This window comes from Kitasatospora sp. MY 5-36, assembly GCF_001182915.1.
Lineage (GTDB): Bacteria > Actinomycetota > Actinomycetes > Streptomycetales > Streptomycetaceae > Kitasatospora.
The window spans coordinates 1-867 of sequence record NZ_LFVW01001332.1; the positions used below are offsets into that span (position 1 = coordinate 1).

General features: G+C 80.7%; 2 pseudogenes. One reads left to right on the forward strand and one right to left on the reverse strand.

Annotated features, from left to right (window positions below):
- A pseudogene (locus AE652_RS42280) lies at positions 1 to 242 on the reverse strand (hypothetical protein); the annotation flags it as partial.
- A 214-nt stretch (positions 243 to 456) separates the two neighbouring features.
- On the opposite strand from AE652_RS42280, the pseudogene AE652_RS48900 reads away from it, so the two are divergent.
- Positions 457 to 867: pseudogene (locus AE652_RS48900) on the forward strand (hypothetical protein); the annotation flags it as partial.

Consider the following 867-nt stretch of genomic DNA (forward strand, 5'->3'; position numbering starts at 1 on the left):
GCCGAGGCCGCCTGGTCCCCCGACGCCGGTGCGGCCGAACCGTCCGGCTGCGGTGCCGCCGAGCCCGACTGCCCGTCGGGCGCGACGCCGCCGGCGGTGCCACCGTGCTCGTCGAAGCCGGGGACGTTGGCGGGCGGGGCGTCGGCCTGGGCCGGTCCGTGCGGGTCGCTGCCGCTGCGCTGGGTCACCATCACGGAGGTGCCGACCAGCACCAGGCCGACGGCGACGGCCGCGGCGATCATCGGACGGGAGACCCGGCCGGTGCGCGGCCCAGGGTCCCCCGGACCCACGGGCCCCGCAGGGGTCGCCGGGCCGACGGGTGCCGTCGGGCCCTTGGCGGAGGACGGCAGGGGCGCCGGCCCGATACCGGTCCCTGCCGGGGGCCTGGCTCCGACCGTGGGCTTGGGCCCGGACGCGGGCTTCGGTCCGGTTCGCGCCCCGTTCGTCGCGGCGCCCGTGGCCCTGGAACTGACACCGACTCCGGCGCCGACACCGGCGCCCGGCTGCACGGGCAGCACCGCCGTCTCGGCGCTCGCGGACCTGGGCGCAGCCTCGGACTTCGGCCCGGTCCGTGCCCCGTTCGTCGCAGCGCCGGCGACCCCGGCACTGACACCGGTACTGGCACCGCCATTGGCGCCGGCGCCCGGCTGCGCGGGCCGCACCGTCGGCGCGGGGCTCGCGGGCTTGGCCCCGGCACCGGCACCCGACGTCGCGGGCGGCACCACCGGAACGGAACTCGCGGGCTTGGGCCCGGCGCTGACACCGGCCTCGGCGCCCGACCTCGCGGGCGGCACCGGCGCCGCAGGGCTCGCGGGCTTGGGCCCGGCACCGGCCTCGGGACCGGCGCCCAGCCGTGCGGGCGGGACC